Source organism: Vibrio sp. PNB23_22_6 (assembly GCF_052877535.1).
On sequence record NZ_JBNFXP010000032.1, the window covers coordinates 1 to 17,305 of the forward strand.

15 protein-coding genes are annotated in these 17,305 nt (G+C 46.2%); 6 read left to right on the forward strand and 9 right to left on the reverse strand.

Translation table 11 applies throughout. The annotated features are described in order from the left end of the window. Window positions 1-484: 484 nt before the first annotated feature. The 6 genes from fre to trxA form a co-directional block, all read right to left on the reverse strand. The gene (gene fre, locus ACVA54_RS18025; protein WP_099081006.1) at window positions 485-1,198 is read right to left on the reverse strand and encodes an NAD(P)H-flavin reductase; all 714 of its coding nucleotides are present in this window, start codon (window positions 1,196-1,198) and stop codon (window positions 485-487) included. Between the two features lie 14 nt (window positions 1,199-1,212). Continuing rightward, a complete protein-coding gene (locus ACVA54_RS18030) occupies window positions 1,213-1,482 on the reverse strand; it encodes a 2Fe-2S iron-sulfur cluster-binding protein (protein ID WP_009696789.1) in 270 nt (89 codons plus the stop codon). Next, window positions 1,479-3,332 carry a 4-hydroxy-3-polyprenylbenzoate decarboxylase gene (gene ubiD / locus ACVA54_RS18035; protein ID WP_446581704.1) on the reverse strand — a complete coding sequence of 618 codons (1,854 nt, stop codon included), beginning with the start codon at window positions 3,330-3,332 and terminating at the stop codon, window positions 1,479-1,481. Before ubiD ends, ACVA54_RS18030 begins: the two co-directional genes overlap by 4 nt. A gap of 106 nt (window positions 3,333-3,438) precedes the next feature. After that, a complete protein-coding gene (locus ACVA54_RS18040; protein ID WP_099081008.1) occupies window positions 3,439-4,431 on the reverse strand; it encodes a hypothetical protein in 993 nt (330 codons plus the stop codon). Window positions 4,432-4,537: 106 nt separating this feature from the next. Beyond that, window positions 4,538-5,797, reverse strand: coding sequence for a transcription termination factor Rho (rho, locus tag ACVA54_RS18045; RefSeq protein WP_099081009.1), 1,260 nt, complete (start codon window positions 5,795-5,797; stop codon window positions 4,538-4,540). A 195-nt stretch (window positions 5,798-5,992) separates the two neighbouring features. Then, window positions 5,993-6,319 (reverse strand): thioredoxin TrxA, encoded by a 327-nt coding sequence (trxA, locus tag ACVA54_RS18050; protein WP_099081010.1) that lies wholly within the window; start codon window positions 6,317-6,319, stop codon window positions 5,993-5,995. A 111-nt stretch (window positions 6,320-6,430) separates the two neighbouring features. On the opposite strand from trxA, the gene rhlB reads away from it, so the two are divergent. After that, window positions 6,431-7,744, forward strand: coding sequence for an ATP-dependent RNA helicase RhlB (gene rhlB, locus ACVA54_RS18055; RefSeq protein WP_099081011.1), 1,314 nt, complete (start codon window positions 6,431-6,433; stop codon window positions 7,742-7,744). Window positions 7,745-7,763: 19 nt separating this feature from the next. Next, on the forward strand, window positions 7,764-9,257 hold the full coding sequence (gene gppA, locus ACVA54_RS18060) for a guanosine-5'-triphosphate,3'-diphosphate diphosphatase (protein ID WP_446649819.1): 1,494 nt from the start codon (window positions 7,764-7,766) through the stop codon (window positions 9,255-9,257). A gap of 204 nt (window positions 9,258-9,461) precedes the next feature. Here gppA and ACVA54_RS18065 read toward each other — a convergent pair whose 3' ends face one another. The 3 genes from ACVA54_RS18065 to recQ form a co-directional block, all read right to left on the reverse strand. After that, window positions 9,462-10,136 carry a 7-cyano-7-deazaguanine/7-aminomethyl-7-deazaguanine transporter gene (locus tag ACVA54_RS18065; RefSeq protein WP_099081013.1) on the reverse strand — a complete coding sequence of 225 codons (675 nt, stop codon included), beginning with the start codon at window positions 10,134-10,136 and terminating at the stop codon, window positions 9,462-9,464. Between the two features lie 237 nt (window positions 10,137-10,373). Next, window positions 10,374-10,679, reverse strand: a complete 306-nt coding sequence (locus ACVA54_RS18070; protein WP_119464724.1) for a DUF3630 family protein — start codon at window positions 10,677-10,679, stop codon at window positions 10,374-10,376. 9 nt (window positions 10,680-10,688) lie between these two features. After that, window positions 10,689-12,524: an ATP-dependent DNA helicase RecQ gene (gene recQ, locus ACVA54_RS18075; RefSeq protein ID WP_446649820.1), complete on the reverse strand. Its 1,836-nt coding sequence runs from the start codon at window positions 12,522-12,524 to the stop codon at window positions 10,689-10,691. Between the two features lie 175 nt (window positions 12,525-12,699). Here recQ and rarD point away from each other — a divergent pair, with 175 nt between their 5' ends. From rarD to ggt, 4 genes are all read left to right on the forward strand, one after another. After that, the gene (rarD, locus tag ACVA54_RS18080; RefSeq protein ID WP_099081015.1) at window positions 12,700-13,614 is read left to right on the forward strand and encodes an EamA family transporter RarD; all 915 of its coding nucleotides are present in this window, start codon (window positions 12,700-12,702) and stop codon (window positions 13,612-13,614) included. Between the two features lie 70 nt (window positions 13,615-13,684). Next, window positions 13,685-14,482, forward strand: a complete 798-nt coding sequence (locus ACVA54_RS18085; protein WP_172438195.1) for an AraC family transcriptional regulator — start codon at window positions 13,685-13,687, stop codon at window positions 14,480-14,482. A gap of 91 nt (window positions 14,483-14,573) precedes the next feature. Next, window positions 14,574-15,233: a LysE family translocator gene (locus tag ACVA54_RS18090; RefSeq protein ID WP_099081017.1), complete on the forward strand. Its 660-nt coding sequence runs from the start codon at window positions 14,574-14,576 to the stop codon at window positions 15,231-15,233. A gap of 111 nt (window positions 15,234-15,344) precedes the next feature. Further along, complete coding sequence (ggt, locus tag ACVA54_RS18095; protein WP_446649821.1) at window positions 15,345-17,111, forward strand: gamma-glutamyltransferase; 1,767 nt, start codon at window positions 15,345-15,347, stop codon at window positions 17,109-17,111. Window positions 17,112-17,305 lie beyond the last annotated feature (194 nt).

The following is a 17,305-nucleotide window of genomic DNA, read 5'->3' on the forward strand; positions in this document are numbered from 1 at the left end:
ACTGACTTCAAAACTACTAATGTAATTTTAAAGCTATTATCGTTCCAACAGAACGATAATGAATTGACTGTGCCAAGACTAAGTAAACTTAATCTCGATTGGTCACTCAGTTCATTGAAACCTAATTTGAAACCGAAGTTTCTAATTGGATTATCATCAACGAGTGCCCACACAGATTGATAGGTCTATATTGTTAAAGAGCTTGCTCAGAAACTTTCTTTCTGAGAGGAGGTGCATTCTAACGAGATAATTGAGAGAGTCAAACACTTTTTCAATTTATTTTCTCAGAAGCTTTTCACCTCTCCGACCCTGCCGAAGCCTTATCGCGCCTGCCGTGTCGGTGGATGCGCATTATAGGGAACTCAGATCCGTTCGCAACCTTTTTTTGAAAAAAAATGGAAAAAAACAGCCGTTCGCTGACTATTTCATCAGAAAAGCAAAAAAGAGGATAAAAAATCCTCTTTTTATGCCTCAAAACCTGTTGTTAAATGAACGCATAAGCGTCTGCGAACATGCGCTCACTCTTGGCTTTCTTATTCTGAGTAAACTGCTCACGTGCTGCTCCCGCCATTTCAAAGCGACCAGCAATATAGATATCGTAGTTTTCTAAGCTTTCGAAATCGTCACTTATCGCTTGCAGCACATTACCGATTTTACCTTGCCAACCCTCAGGAGCCTCTTCTACTACAGGAACGAAGTGAACGTTAGCAAACTTATCGGCAAGCTCGACCAATTCTTCTTTTGCATATAACTGACAGTTATCGCGTGCTCCCCAATATAAGAAGATAGGGTTCGTTTTGTTCTGGGCAATACAGTGGTCCAAAATAGAACGGACGTAACTAAAGCCTGTACCACCAGCAATCAATAATAGTGGACGCTCACTTTCTTCTTGAATCCACGCATCACCATGTGGTGCATCAATTTCGATATGACCATCTGTTTCTAGCGCCGCTTGCATTGCTTCAACGACTTCTAACGCGTAAGCGTTATGTTCAGCCGCACCAATGTGTAGCTCAAGCTCGCCTTCATGACGACAAGGGCTACTTGCAATAGAAAAAGGACGCTTGTCTTTTTCACCCATAACAACCATTAAGTACTGACCAGCTTTAAAAGGTACTGGTGATTCTGGGTGAAGAAGGATTTGGTAAGTATTACAAGCTAACGGCTGAATAGACTTTACTTTACATTGGATGGTCATGGTGTTCCTCTCGCTTACTCATCAAAAGTAAGCACTAAATTACTTTCTGTATAGGCTTGGCAAGGGAATATCCAACCTTGCTGTTGCTCTTTTTCGGTTAGCATAGGTTCGAGGTGATAACTCACCTCGCCCGTTAGCTTTTTACACATGCACATGGCGCAAGCGCCAACTTGGCAACGGTGTGGGAAGCGAATATTGTTGTTGAGCGCAGCTTCCAACACGGTCTCCCCTTCTTTTACTTGGAACGTAACGTCCATTGGTAGAAGGTGGACTTGATGACTCATAGAATACCTAACTGGTCCCAAATCTCATCGACTTTAGCCACAAGTTTAGGATCTTTTTTGATAGGCACCCCCCACTCGCGCGTGACTTCAGATTCGAACTTATTGGTTGCGTCCAGCCCTAACTTAGATGAACTTTCGGTCTTTCCTGGAACTTGAACGGTGTCTCTATCCGGATCCATTCGAGTTGTCACCGCCCAAATGATGTCATTCCAATCTCGCACATTCACATCATCATCACACAAGATAATGAACTTATTATTTGTATACTGAGCAAAGAAATCCCATAAGCATTCCATCAACGCTTGAGATTGACCCGCTTGGTCTTTCTTCATCGTAACGACGGCAAACTGATTGTTCGCCGTTGATGGTAGATAGATGTCGACAATTTCCGGGCGTTGTTGTTTTAGTGTTTCCAGATCCGCTTCAGTGATGATTTTGTTATCACGTTCACTGATTGGAGATCGTGTTACTAGCTCAGCATCCCATTTAATGGTCGCGTCTAAGCCCATTTTGGACCCTAACCCAACCACTGGTGACGCAAAGTCAAGTGAGTCGATCGGCGTGTTATCAATCATCAAAGTATCACGCACAGGATCCATATGCTCTGTCATGGCTTTAACGACACTATCCCAATCTCGAGCATTAACCGACTCGTCACACACAATGACATACTTGGTGTACATAAACTGACGTAAGAAAGACCACACCCCCATCATCACGCGCTTCGCATGACCTGGATACTGCTTCTTCATCGTTACCACTGCCATTCGGTATGAACAGCCTTCTGGTGGCAGGTAGAAGTCTTCAATTTCTGGGAACTGCTTTTGCAAAATTGGCACAAAGACTTCGTTCAGCGCCACCCCCAATACTGCCGGCTCATCTGGCGGACGACCTGTGTAGGTGCTGTGATAGATGGGGTCTTTGCGCATAGTAATATGCGTAATAGTGAAAACGTGATGCTTCTCTTTTTCGTTGTAATAGCCAGTGTGATCACCATAAGGCCCCTCATCAGCAAACTCGTTCGGATCAATGTACCCTTCCATCACCATTTCTGCACTCGCAGGTACTTCTAGATCATTACTGACCGATTTCACCACTTCGGTTTTGCTTCCGCGCAGCAAACCTGCAAACGCGTATTCCGATAATGTATCTGGCACTGGTGTCACTGCACCAAGAATGGTTGCGGGATCAGCACCAAAAGCGACTGATACTGGGAAAGGTTTACCTGGGTTAGTTTCCATCCAGTCACGCAGATCTAACGCACCACCACGGTGAGCAAGCCAACGCATAATAATTTTATTTTTGGCAATTTTTTGCTGACGATAAATACCTAGATTCTGACGCTTCTTGTACGGACCTTTAGTTACCGTTAAACCCCAAGTCAGCAACGGGGCAATGTCTTCTGCCCAGCAGCTCATCACTGGGATTTTATCCAAATCGACGTCATCTCCTTGCCAAACAACCTCTTGGCAAGGCGCTTTACGCAGGCGCTTAGCTGGCATATTAAGCACTTGCTTGAATACAGGGAGCTTCTCTAAAGCATCTTTAAAGCCTTTTGGCGGCTCAGGCTCTTTTAAATAAGCCAGCAACTTACCTACTTCTCGTAATTCCTTAACGTCTGTGCGCCCCATACCTATCGCAACGCGTTCTGGCGTACCAAATAGGTTAGTCAGGACGGGGACGTCATAGCCAATTGGATTTTCAAACAACAGTGCAGGACCGCCAGCACGCAAGGTACGGTCGCTGATTTCTGTCATTTCGTAAGCGGGATCGACGGGGTGAGTGATGCGTTTAAGTCGACCTTTCTGTTCTAGATGATCGATAAATTCGCGTAAATCCTTAAAACTCATAGGCCTTCATATTGGCTGATTAAACTGTCCGCAGTATAACAAATAGGAAGACGCTAAGATCCCCCTATTTTGTGTGGGTATGTGAGCTAGGTAACGCCAAGAATGGTTACTTCAATACGTTTTCAATCTGACGGGTTTGAACTTTCCGGTTGCTTGAGATCAGTTCTTCAAGCCAAGAATGATGGCCTTGCTTCGCTAACTCTCTTGCTACCAATGTTGCTTCTTCTGATAACGCCATTTTTGCGACTAAGAACTGTTTTACCTCAGGAGTGAGTGGATTGGACCGGGCCAGTAGCTCAATGGCATACGGCTTTAACGTTGGATTGACGGTTGAGTTCATCAGTTGCTGTAATGAAAACTCATCACCGACGTTTGCAAGGCGACCCAACTCGGTTTGACCATTATAATCCGCTCGCATTCGCCATAGCATATCGTACATGGCTTCATCTTGGCTTACTTGAGCCAAACGAGCCACTACCGCTGACGATGGTAACCAACTGGTCACATTGGCGTGAGTCAATTGCTTGGTTAATGCCTCTAAGGCACTTGGTGACAAGCTATCCAGTTCTCGAATAAGCAGTGCTTCACGAGTCTGCACTTGTGACGATGTGCCAGTCAGCCACTCTTTGAGGTTCAACTCATCGCGCTCTGCTTCTAAGACAAATTCTAAAGTGCGTTGGTCTTGCTTCCAGCGCTTGATCTGACGGCTCGCGATCGCAGGAAAATTAAATGCTGGGACACTGAATTCATAACCATCTCCACGTTCAAGCATTTGATAAGTCGGTATGATGCTAATTTGAGATTCAACAAAGATGGCCATTCTTGGCGTTAGGATGATGTTTTGCTGCTCAAACTTGTTGAGCAACAGAAAGCGGGCGACTTCTTGTTGAGGAAAAGCAAGTCGATCAAGGGCAAATTTAAGCGAGTCGACCTCGTCTCTGACCGCATAATCAAGCAGTTCAGATACTTTCGTTTGTATTTGGGTGTCCTGAAGCCACTGTTCTACCTCTGATGCCTGCATTTCCTTCGCAGATGATGTTGCGGGTAGCACCATAAGTGACAAGCTCAGGAGTAATGACGACAACATTCCGTGTTGCATGTTAACCTCCCGATAACATTTTCTTCATTCTGCTGTTTCTATCAGGAGAAAGCAATAAAAAAGCCACCGATATGCGGTGGCTATTTACAGAATGGCTTATCTGAGACTATTGACGACGCATTGCATCGAAGAACTCATCGTTGGTCTTCGTCATCGCTAATTTATCGATTAGGAATTCCATTGCGTCGATCTCGCCCATTGGGTGAACAATCTTACGCAAAATCCACATCTTCTGTAGTTCGTCAGTCTTAGTTAGTAGCTCTTCACGGCGAGTACCTGAGCGGTTGAAGTCAATCGCAGGGAATACGCGCTTCTCAGCAATCTTACGGTTCAAGTGCAGTTCCATGTTACCTGTACCCTTGAACTCTTCGTAGATAACTTCATCCATCTTAGAACCCGTGTCTACTAGCGCTGTCGCGATGATAGTTAGGCTGCCGCCTTCTTCTACGTTACGAGCTGCACCGAAGAAACGCTTAGGACGGTGTAGTGCGTTAGCATCCACACCACCTGTTAGTACTTTACCTGATGAAGGCACTACTGTGTTGTATGCACGAGCTAGACGAGTGATAGAGTCAAGCAAGATAACGACGTCTTTCTTGTGCTCAACAAGACGTTTTGCTTTCTCGATTACCATTTCTGCTACTTGTACGTGACGAGACGCTGGCTCATCGAACGTAGAAGCAACCACTTCACCTTTAACTAGACGTTGCATCTCGGTTACTTCTTCTGGACGTTCATCGATTAGAAGTACCATCAACTCACACTCAGGATGGTTGTATGCGATGCTTTGTGCAATATTTTGCAGAAGCATTGTCTTACCCGCTTTAGGCGGAGCAACAATCAGGCCACGCTGGCCTTTACCGATTGGTGAAGCCAAATCAAGAATACGAGCGGTAATATCTTCAGTCGCACCGTTACCACGTTCCATAACCATACGTTCATTGGCATGAAGAGGAGTCAGGTTTTCAAAGAGGATTTTATTACGCGCGTTGTCTGGCTTATCGTGGTTGACCGTGTTTACTTTTAATAGTGCAAAGTAACGTTCGCCATCTTTTGGTGGACGAATTTTCCCGGCAATCGAATCACCTGTACGTAGGTTGAAGCGACGAATCTGACTTGGTGAAACATAGATGTCGTCCGGACCTGCTAGGTATGAGCTGTCTGCACTGCGTAGAAAACCAAAGCCGTCTTGCAGAATTTCCAGAACCCCATCGCCAAAGATGTCTTCGCCGCCTTTCGCGTGCGCTTTAAGAATTGCGAAGATGATGTCTTGTTTTCTCAGGCGCGCTAGGTTCTCAAGCCCTAAGCTTTCGCCAAGCTTTACAAGGTCAGACACAGGTCTGTTCTTCAGTTCGGTAAGATTCATGGTGGTGGATTCTTGTTTAGTCAAAATAAGATCTGTTTTCTAGTTAAGATGGATTTGGTCTCAGGATCGACCAAGAAGAGAATTTGTTCAATTAACGCACGATAAGTTAGCACTAATTACTATTCTAGTCCAGAGTTAGAAAAACAAAACCGCGCATTGTTACATTGCACGGTTTTATTTGTAATCACGTGGTGATTATAGATTTGCGTCCAAAAACTCTTTTAGTTGAGTCTTAGACAGAGCACCAACTTTCGTTGCCGCTACGTTACCGTCTTTAAATAACAGTAGCGTTGGAATGCCGCGAATACCAAACTTCGGCGGTGTGCCTGCGTTATGGTCAATATTTAGTTTACCGATAGTGAGCTTGCCTGCGTATTCATCAGCGATCTCGTCCAGAATTGGCGCAATCATTTTACAAGGACCACACCATTCTGCCCAGAAATCCACTAAAACCGGGCCTGCAGCATTGATTACATCGTTTTCAAAACCATCATCAGTAAGCTGCAAAATCTTATCACTCATCTTCCACTCCAATGTGTTTTTAGAAACTGGTTGGATGATAACCAGTAATTAGATGCCCTATTGGAATGTATTTACTTTCGTATTGCAAGCTTTAGCTGATATTCTATAGTCATGAAAAAGACGCATATCACAGAGCAAAAGTTCGCCGATTTGGATTTAAAGCCCCAAGTCATTGAAGGATTGGATAAAAAAGGGTTCGAATATTGTACCCCTATCCAAGCCTTGGCGTTGCCGGTACTGCTCACCGGCCAAGACATCGCAGGCCAGGCCCAAACGGGTACTGGTAAAACGCTCGCGTTTCTTACTGCTACTTTCAACCACCTTCTGACGACACCAGAACCTGAAGGTCGCCAACCAACCCAGCCTCGCGCCATTATTATGGCACCGACACGTGAATTAGCGATTCAGATCTTTAATGATGCTGAACCTCTGATTGCGAGTACAGGTCTAAAAGCGGCATTAGCTTATGGCGGCGAGAGCTACGATAAGCAATTGTCTAAGCTACAAGACGGTGTAGACATTCTGATTGGTACCACTGGCCGTATCATTGATTTTTACAAGCAGCGCGTATTCAACCTAAACAACATTCAAGCTGTTGTGTTGGATGAAGCAGACCGAATGTTCGATCTTGGCTTTATTAAGGACATTCGTTTCTTATTCCGTCGCATGCCTGAACCAAAAGAGCGTCTAAACATGCTGTTCTCAGCAACGCTGTCGTACCGCGTACAAGAATTAGCGTTTGAACATATGCACAACCCTGAGCATGTTGTCGTCGAGCCTGAGCAAAAAACCGGTCACCGTATCCAAGAAGAGCTGTTCTACCCTTCTAACGAAGACAAGATGACTCTACTTCAGACTCTTATTGAAGAAGACTGGCCAGATCGCGCGATCATATTCGCCAACACCAAACATAAGTGCGAATCTGTCTGGGGTCATCTAGCAGCAGATGGCCATCGTGTTGGTCTACTGACCGGCGACGTTCCTCAGAAAAAACGCGAAAAGATTCTTGAACAATTTACTCGCGGTGAAGTAGACCTTTTAGTTGCAACTGACGTTGCTGCTCGTGGCCTACATATTCCTCAGGTAACACACGTATTCAACTACGACTTACCAGACGATTGTGAAGATTACGTTCACCGTATCGGCCGTACTGGTCGTGCAGGTGCAAGTGGTCACTCAATCAGCTTTGCTTGTGAAGAGTACGCAATCAACTTGCCTGCGATTGAAGAATACATCGAACATACAATCCCAGTATCGGATTACGATGCATCGGCTCTGATCCAAGATCTGCCAGAACCAATCCGTATGCGTGCGCCTCGTGTTCAGCAACGTCGTACCAATACCGGTGGCACGCGCTCTGGTAACCGTAAGCCGCAAGGACGCCGTCCTCGTCAACCACGTCAATCAGCGCCAAAACAATCATAAAAGGAAACTGAAGTCGTTTATGAGTCAAGCAGGATCATCACCGCTATACGCAGCCATCGACCTCGGGTCGAACAGTTTTCACATGCTCGTTGTGCGTCATATCGATGGCAGCGTTCAAACCATGGCTAAAATTAAGCGCAAAGTTCGTCTTGCGGCGGGCTTAGATGAACGTAACTCTCTTAGTATGGAAGCTATGCAGCGAGGATGGGACTGCTTAAGTCTATTTGCAGAACGCTTGCAGGATATTCCTAAACAAAACATCCGTATTGTCGGTACCGCAACATTGCGCACAGCTATCAATGCGGATGTTTTTTTAGAGAAAGCAAACCAAATTTTAGGTCAGCCTATCGAAGTGATTAGTGGCGAAGAAGAAGCTGCCACTATCTATAAGGGCGTTGCTCATACTTCTGGAGGTAGTGGCCGTCGCCTAGTAGTCGATATCGGCGGTGCGAGTACTGAGCTGATCATCGGTGAAGGCTTTGAGGCTAAAGCGCTAACTAGCTTAAAAATGGGCTGTGTCACTTGGTTAGAACACTTCTTTAAAGACCGTCAGTTGAATGCGCGTAATTTCGAAGCCGCGATTGAAGGCGCGAGACAAACCCTAAAGCCGATTCTGGAGCAGTATACTGATCTCGGCTGGGATATTTGTGTTGGCGCATCAGGCACGGTTCAAGCATTACAAGAAATTATGCTGACACAAGGTATGGATGAGGTCATTACTCACACCAAACTGAAGCGTCTACAAAAACAAGCTATGCAGGCCGATCACTTAGAAGAGCTTGATATCGAAGGTTTAACCCTTGAACGCGCACTGGTATTTCCAAGTGGCTTATCCATTTTGATCGCGATTTTCGAACTGCTAGAAATCGATGCTATGACTCTTGCTGGCGGTGCACTACGTGAAGGTCTCGTGTACGGAATGGTCGAAGAGTTGCGTCAGAATGATATTCGTGCCCGTACGATTAGCAGCGTACAAACTCGTTACCAATTGGATCGCCAGTATGGTGAGCAAGTCGCGAGCCTCGCGAGTAAGCTACTCGATCAAGCAGGCGGCAATGTGTGGGTCGCAGAGCATCAGGGCAAAATGCTACTAGAAACCACCGCCAAACTGCACGAAATCGGTTTAACCATCGATTTCAAAAAAGGTGGGGAGCACAGCGCCTACCTACTTCAGCATTTGGACTTGCCAGGTTACACGCGCGCGCAGAAGTTCTTTATCGGCGAAATTGCTCGCCGTTACCGAGAACAACTAACCTCGTTACCTGAACAACATGCCATGTCAGGTACCAGCGGTAAGCGTGTCCTTCGTTTATTGCGCCTTGCTGTTCTACTTAGCCATCGCCGCACCCCTGATTTAGAGCCTAAAGTGACGCTAACAGCAGAGGACGACAAACTAACACTCAGTATTGATGCAGCATGGTTAGCGGCAAATCCGCTAACCGCCGCAGAGTTGGAAATCGAAGCTAACCGTCAGACTGACATCGGCTGGCCGTTAAGCATAGTGAGTTGTTAGTTAGCACGATTGCTAAATACTTCGTTAAAGGTCCCATTCGGGGCCTTTTTTTATTATTCATTTTTCACTTGTACAGCTTAGGGAGCTTTTGGACACCAATAATCTAATTACTCCCCACGCTGTACAGACCGAGCAAACGCCCTTCCGACAAAAACAAAAAAGCCGCTTGCATTGAACAAGCGGCTTTCGGGGTTCCCACTGAAATTAGGACTGAACCGTCGTTCCTACTTTGAAGTTCGGATTCACCGCCGTCAGCCTCTTAATCAAATAGTTAAGCAACATACCATACATTGGAACAAACAGACCCAAGCTAATAATCAGTTTGAAACCGTAATCCACCAGCGCGATTTCTGTCCAGTGTGCCGCCATAAATGGGTCTGGGCTTTGGTAAAACGCAATGGCAAAGAAAGCAACGGTATCTAATGCATTACCGAAGAGTGTTGAACACGTTGGCGCAACCCACCACTGCTTCATTTGGCGCAGGCGGTTAAACACGTGCACATCCATGATCTGACCAAGTAAGTACGCCATGAAGCTAGCAATCGCGATACGAGCAACAAACAGATTGAATTCCCCTAACTGAGAAAAACCTTGGAACTGCCCTTCAAAAAACACCACGGATAAGAAGTACGACACGACTAACGCAGGCAGCATCACTAAAAAGATGATCTTACGTGCCATTTGCGCACCGAAAATTCGTACGGTTAGGTCAGTCGCCAAAAAGATAAATGGAAAGGTGAATGCGCCCCAAGTGGTATGGAAGCCAAAGATAGTAAACGGTAGCTGAACTAGGTAATTGCTCGATGCAATAATCACTAGGTGGAATAGAGCCAGATAGATAAGGGCGTTGCGCTGCTGCGCAGGGGTAAAGTTACTCATGCGATACCTTTTTAGTTTGGTTTGGGGGTGAGGGAACCCAAATCGAGCGCTTAATAAAAAACGACTCTTACCAACAATGTAAAAATGAAATATAAAATAGCTTAACTCATTCAGAGTTAAACGGTGGGTGATTATACAGTAACCACTTTTCGCTGCAAGTCGTCTGTTTTACGCAAACGTTTGGGCTTAAAAAAGAGCGTTTCATGTGAAACACCCTTTGTAAATACACCAAAGTTTCTAGAAGCCGCGTTGGAACAATCCCGCTAGGTAATCCAACTCTTCCCTGCTCTCTTCAATCGCTAAGGCTTCAAACCAAATCGCTTCACTATAATGCTCCGCTTTCATAAACAGTCGACAATCTTCAAAGTCAATCAACCAAGAGTGAATGTCGGCATCCCACTGTTTTTCAACCACAGTAGCAGATAGCAGCCCAACTAAACGTTCACCCAAAGCAGGAAAAGTATCAAGGTCAAAGCTCGGCGCGGTAATGATTAATCGCCCTTCTTGTTCCATGTAGTCCGCTAAGCCAAATTCCTTTTGCATCTTGGTTCCTTATCCGTGGTGAGTAATGTGTTCTTGAATCAAATCAAGGAATGGATCGGCGTACTTCTCCAGCTTACGCTGACCAACACCGCTTACCGCTAGCATTTCACCGTAAGAGGTTGGCAAAATCTCGGCCATATCAATCAGAGTAGCGTCACTGAATACGACGTATGGAGGCAGACCATCTTCATCGGCAATCGACTTACGCAGCTTACGCAGTTTCGCGAACAACTTCTTATCGTAATTCTTACTCGTCAGTTTATCCGACTTCGCAGCACGTGCAGCGGTATCCAAACGAGGCACCGCCAACTCTAGTGATATATCACCTCGCAACAACGGACGCGCCTCTTCGGTTAATTGCAGCGTTGAGTTACGCGTAATATTTTGAAACAGCAAGCCTTTATGAATAAGCTGACGAAAGATACTGATCCAATAATCATGGCTGTGGTCACGCCCTAACCCGTAGGTGGAAATTTTATCATGCCCATTTTCGCGCACACGAATGTTCTGCATCCCGCGTAATACCTCAACGACGTAACCCATACCAAAGCTTTGGTTTACGCGGTACACACAAGACAATGCCTTACGCGCTTCTTCAGTAGCATCAAAGTGTTTCGGTGGGTCTAAGCAAATATCGCAGTTACCACAGGGCTTATCACGATACTCACCAAAATAATTGAGTAAGACCTGACGACGACATGTTTGCGCTTCCGCAAACGCGCTCATCGCATTTAATTTGTGGCTTTCCACTTGCTTCTGTGGACCGTCGTCCTTTTCATCTAACATACGACGCAGCCAACTGATATCCGCAGGGTCATACAGCATCATCGCTTCAGCAGGCAGGCCATCACGCCCCGCACGACCGGTTTCCTGATAATAGGATTCGATATTACGCGGGATATCAAAGTGCACTACAAAACGCACGTTTGGCTTGTTGATACCCATACCGAATGCCACGGTCGCGACAACGATTTGGATATCATCACGTTGGAAAGCTTCTTGGACATAAGCGCGCTCGTCAGCATCCATACCAGCATGGTAGCCTGCGGCTCGAATGTGGTTGTTGCACAACTTCTCAGTCACCATCTCGACTTTCTTACGGCTACTGCAATAGATAATGCCGCAGTTGCCCTTTTGGGTTTCAAGATAACGAACGATTTGCGACACGGGCTTGTGCTTCTCAACCAAGTTGTAGCGAATATTAGGACGGTCGAAGCTGCCTAAGTAAACTTCTGGATGACTCAGTTGAAGACGCTCAAGAATGTCTCGACGCGTAGCGTCATCAGCTGTCGCGGTCAGCGCCATAAATGGCACGTGCGAGAACTGCAGCTTCAGCTGGCCAAGTGCAGCATACTCAGGACGGAAATCGTGTCCCCACTGCGAAATACAGTGCGCTTCATCGACAGCAATCATCGACAACGGCAAGTTTTCCAAACGCTCAATGAAATCACGCATTAATACGCGCTCTGGCGAGACGTACACCAATTTAAGGTGACCAGTATGCATGCGGTTATACACGCTGAGCAGCTCTTCACGTGGCATGGTCGAGTTAATGCACTCAGCAGCCACACCATTCGCTTTCAGCTGATCAACTTGGTCTTTCATCAACGAGATAAGCGGAGAAATCACCAAGGTAATGCCAGAGCGAACCAATGCAGGGATTTGATAACACAGTGACTTACCACCACCCGTAGGCAGAATAACCAAGCTATCGCGACCTTCTACCGCCGCATCAATCACCAGTTGCTGACCATCACGGAACTCCTGGTAACCAAACACATCCTCCAGCATACGTTGAGGAGTTACAGGCAGATCTGATTGTTCGGCTAACAAGGTCGAGGTCATGAATAATCTCAGGTTGGGTCATAAAAGAAGTGCTATTGCATGCTACCAACACACAAAATGAAGGCACATTGTAATGGGGTTTGATGGTGAATAAAACCGCAAATTGCTAGGTGATTCTACTCACGACTCGTATACTGATTTTCTGCTCTATAAACACACAATTAGGTGACACTCCATGACCCTAGAAGAACAACAGCGTGCAAAACAAGGCGTCTTGCTTGCGATTGGTGCGTACACTATGTGGGGCATTGCTCCCATGTACTTCAAATCAATCGCACAGGTCTCGCCTTTAGAGATCTTAAGTCACCGCGTCATTTGGTCTTTCTTTTTACTTGCTGCGCTCCTCCATTTTGGTCGTCGTTGGCGCTCAGTGTTTAGCGTTATCAAAGACAAAACTAAAATCGTCTACTTACTGTTTAGTTCTGTGCTGATTGGTGCCAACTGGTTGATCTTCATCTGGGCGGTGAACTCCAATCACATGCTGGATGCAAGTCTCGGCTATTACATCAATCCATTAATCAATGTCTTACTCGGAATGATTTTCCTTGGTGAACGACTTCGCCATTTGCAATGGTTTGCTGTTGTACTTGCCGCGTGTGGTGTATTGGTCCAGTTAATTGTGTTTGGCTCTGTCCCTGTGGTGGCTATTGCACTCGCCATGAGCTTTGGAATTTATGGATTGCTGCGTAAAAAAGTCAGCCTTGATGCTCAAACAGGGCTATTTATTGAAACGTGCATGTTACTCCCCGCCGCCCTTATTTACCTGTTGTTCATCGCAAGCACGCCTACATCGAATATGTTTAATAACTCATGGCAGTTAAATAGCCTATTGATAGCTGCAGGTGTGATCACCACACTTCCTTTGCTGTGTTTTACCGGAGCAGCGACACGCCTTAAACTCTCGACGCTAGGCTTCTTCCAGTACATTGGGCCAAGCTTGATGTTCTTGCTTGCGGTACTGATTTACGGCGAACCGTTCACCACAGATAAAGCGCTCACTTTCGCTTTCATCTGGGGTGCATTAGTCGTGTTTAGCTTTGATGGTCTGCGTAATAACCGTAAATCGCGTAGAGCAATCCAGGTTCAATGACTTTTTTTACAAGACAAGTTAAAAATTGATGGATAAGCTTGGTCATAATGTGACCAAGCTTTTTTACTTAATGGAACATATTCAGTACTACGCAACCGCCCATAACAACTTGAGTCTGATTGAGGCGAAATATCAGAAGTTTGCTTTTCAAAGGCATTACCACCTGGATTTTCATCTCGGCCTGATCACGCATGGCGAGCAAAAGTTCCAATACCAAGGCAACTGCCATCAAGTCGGTCACGGACAAATTGTCCTTATGCCCCCTGATGAGCTGCATGACGGGCAAGCTAAACTCGAAAGTGGCTATGAGGTGAATGTGTTTGCGATCGAACCTCACCTATTGAGCGATCTGGCTGATCTTAAGCGAAGCGGTCAAATAATACACTTTAACGAGCTGATCATCTCGGATCCGCAGATATTTTCACAACTTAGCAACTTACACGGGCTGCTTCGCCGTGAAAACCTCAGTCAACTTGCCAAAGATTGCCTACCTTTTGAAGGATTCAACCAACTTTTTGATCGCTACGGATCACTTGAGCGACAAAAAGTGGTGACTTTAGGCAAACAATCGCTTGGGACGTTAAAAGATTATCTGATGGCGAACCTCGACCAAGCGGTGCGTTTGGATTCGTTATCAGAACTGTGCCAACTGAGCCCAACTCAGTTCCAGCGCCATTTTAAAGCACAGACCGGCATGACACCTTATGCATGGTTCGCACGCCTGCGCCTCGAACAAGGCATGAAGTTACTGCAATCTGGTCAATGCGGTACCGACGTCGCCCATCAGATCGGCTTCTACGATCAAGCGCATTTCAGCAAAGCGTTTAAGCAGACTTATGGCGTTTCCCCTTCTCAAGTGACTCGTTAATTTTATTTACCGAGAAAGCTGTCAGTTTTTTACAAGCGTCACAAGTGACTTGCCACGACAATAGCCGCATTGGTTATATTTGAGATGTGTTATGAATGAATCCACCATATTGCTGACACTCGCCAGCATTCACTTTATTGCCCTAATGAGTCCAGGTCCGGACTTTGCTCTCGTCGTACAAAATGCGACACGTCACGGTCGTCAAACTGGCTTGTACATCGCGTTGGGATTGTCTGTCGGTATTTTGCTGCACTCCTTGTTCAGCCTGACAGGCGTGAGCTATATCGTCCACCAGCACCCAGTGTTGTATTCCGTGGTGCAACTGCTCGGTGGTAGTTACCTGCTCTACCTAGGTATTGGGGCTTTGCGCGGCGTGATCGCAATGATCAAAAATCCATTGGCGGATCAATCTAAGAAGCAAAACAACTTAGTGATCAGTAACAAGCGTCAAGCATTTGCCAAAGGGTTTGCGACCAACATTCTTAACCCGAAAGCCTTAGTTTTCTTTATCAGTTTGATGTCGAGCTTAGTGCCTGTGGGTATGTCGGTGACAGGCAAAAGTATTGCCCTAGTGATTCTGTTTGGTTTGTCACTGTTTTGGTTCTCCAGTCTCGCATGGATGCTGTCGACTCAGCGGCTGCAACGTAAATTGCTGCAAGCGGGGATCTACATCGACGGTCTATGTGGAGTGGTGTTTACTCTGGTAGGCAGCAGTATTTTGTACCAAACCATCAGCTCTTTTATTAGGTAACATACTGATTTAAAAGCGTAGCACAATCGACATTTCTAAGATTGCTGACTCGACGTTGCTCTCCATGACTGCCAAGCTGAAAACACAAAACTGGCAACATGGAGAGTCATCATGCATTGGACGTTCAACCGACTCGTGACCACGGGTCTTTTTCTTACTTCCCCTTTGGTTTTATCCACCCAATCCCTCGCGAACCAAGCTGCAGATGCGGTTGCACCGGAACACAGTACGGGCTTTGAGACAAAACAATTAGTTAAAGCTAAAAACTACATGGTCACAGCCGCTAACCCACTTGCCACCCAAGCCGGTGTCAATGTCCTCGCACAAGGTGGTAATGCCATTGATGCCATGGTTGCGGTGCAACTGATGCTAGGCTTGGTAGAGCCTCAATCCTCTGGCATTGGTGGTGGTGCCTTCTTAGTATATTGGGACAGTGAGAAACAAAAACTGACCACGTATGATGGGCGTGAAACCGCGCCACTCGCCGCTACCCCCAAGCTCTTCTTGGATGAAAAAGGACAACCTCTGCAATTTTACGATGCGGTTGTCGGTGGTCGCTCCGTTGCCACACCTGGCACAGTGAAATTGCTGTGGGACACCCACCAGAAATACGGTAAGTTGGAATGGAAGAAGATCACCCAACCTGTGATTACTTTGGCTGAACAAGGTTTCAAAGTCAGCCCTCGCCTCGCTAGTCTGATTGAGAAAGATGCCAAGCGACTGTCACGCTTCCCTGCGACTAAGGCTTACTTCTTTAATCCTGATGGTTCACCGAAAGCCGAAGGCACACTGTTAAAGAACCCAGAATACGCCCAAACCCTGACGGCGATGACAGAACAAGGAGCAAAAGCCTTCTACCAAGGCGATATCGCTACAGACATTATCGAGACAGTACAGAATGCACCGGGGAACCCTGGTGTATTAGCTCAACCTGATTTTGACACTTACCAAATTAAACAACGTGAACCGGTTTGTGCGGCTTACCAAAGCTATGACATTTGCGGTATGGGACCACCAAGCTCTGGCGCACTGACGGTTGGGCAGATTCTCGCAATCACCGAACAATACGATCTTAAAGATTGGGGTGCCACAAGTGCGAAATCATGGCAAGTGATCGCCGATGCATCTCGCCTTGCGTTCGCGGATCGCAGCAAATACATCGCTGACCAAGATTATGTGCCGATGCCTACCGAAGGCTTGCTTGATAATGATTACCTCAAACAACGTGCAGAACTAATCCAAGTAGGCAAAGCGCTGAGTAAGATTGAAGCGGGTAATCCACCGTGGTCGCATGCGATGAACTTAAGCATGGGCCAATCGATCGAACTGCCTTCCACTAGCCATTTCAATATCGTCGATAAACAAGGCAATGTGGTCTCAATGACCACAACCATTGAGAACGCCTTTGGCTCGCGCTTGATGGTGCATGGCTTTTTGCTCAACAACGAACTCACCGACTTCTCCTTCCGCACCCACCAAGATGGTGTGCCAATCGCGAACCGCTTAGAACCGGGTAAACGTCCACGTTCATCAATGGCTCCGACCATTATGATGAAGGATGATAAACCCTACATGGCAATTGGCTCACCGGGCGGCAGCCGCATCATTGGTTACGTCGCACAAACCATTATCGCCCACATTCAATGGGACATGGATATCCAAAGCGCGATTAATCAACCACGATTACTTAATCGGTTTGGTACCTTAGAGATTGAGCAAGGTACCATCGCAGAAGGCTTACAACCTGAATTAGAGAAGATGGGTTTTAAAACCGATGTTCGCAATTTGAATTCTGGACTGCATGCGATACGTCTTACCAAAGAAGGCCTTGAAGGTGCTGCGGATCCGCGGCGTGAAGGCGTGGCCATTGGGCAATAAGAGTCTTTCGCTCGACCCTTTGTGCGAGATCTCTTACAAAGGGGTGAGCAAACCTCTCTTTTTTCATAAAAAAAATCGTCACGACGACACATAAACCATTGATTAAACTTTAAATTGTGATTTATTCAAACATAATGGCAATCAAAAATGTGATTTATCACCATTGTTCGCAAACGTTAAACCGGTAATATTAA